Source organism: Maribacter sp. ACAM166 (assembly GCF_005771495.1).
Classification (GTDB): domain Bacteria; phylum Bacteroidota; class Bacteroidia; order Flavobacteriales; family Flavobacteriaceae; genus Maribacter.
Window position 1 is genome coordinate 1 of record NZ_VAUW01000109.1, and the last position, 623, is coordinate 623.

General features: G+C 36.1%; 1 protein-coding gene. It reads right to left on the bottom strand.

What is annotated here, in order from left to right:
• Positions 1-12: 12 nt before the first annotated feature.
• Positions 13-623, bottom strand: a 611-nt coding sequence (locus ES765_RS21565) for an IS982 family transposase (protein ID WP_138116614.1), incomplete at its 5' end; no start/stop codon positions are given.

A 623-nucleotide genomic window follows, 5' to 3' on the forward strand; every position in this document is an offset into this window, starting at 1 on the left:
ACCTGAGTTCGATTAAAACATAACTAGTTGATTTGTTTTAACGGTTTGATATTTGATGCTAGGTTTCTTGGGCAAGAAGCTATATGCAATAAGGCCTGAGATAATATTCACCAAGAAATTACCAAAGCTTCTGTGTCTTGAATGTTCTATTTGACAGATATTTTTTAATTCATCGTTTACTGTCTCTATTACCGAACGTTTTCTAAGCAATATTTTGTCGCTCATAGTCATTAGTGAATTTTTCATATTGTTTCTAACCGATGTGATTAGCTGTACACCATCAACAAAGAGCATCTGCATTAAATCCTTTCCAATGTAACCTTTGTCTGCAAATAACTTACCGTAAATCTTGTCTAGAAACCGCTCTTCCTTTAAGGGCTGTCTATCGTCTACGTTAGCCTGTGTAATGGTAAAGTTTAAAATCTCCCCTTTGTCATTTATGATAATGTGCAACTTAAAACCGTGAAACCAACCCATGGTAGACTTACCAGTGTTAGCGATACCTTTGAAGACCTTGTGATTGTGTATGCGTTTATTCTTGCAGACCCTCACCGGAGTAGAGTCAATAAAAGATATTCCAGAGCAATCACCCAAACAGCAGGTCTTTAAAAATAAAGTCATAG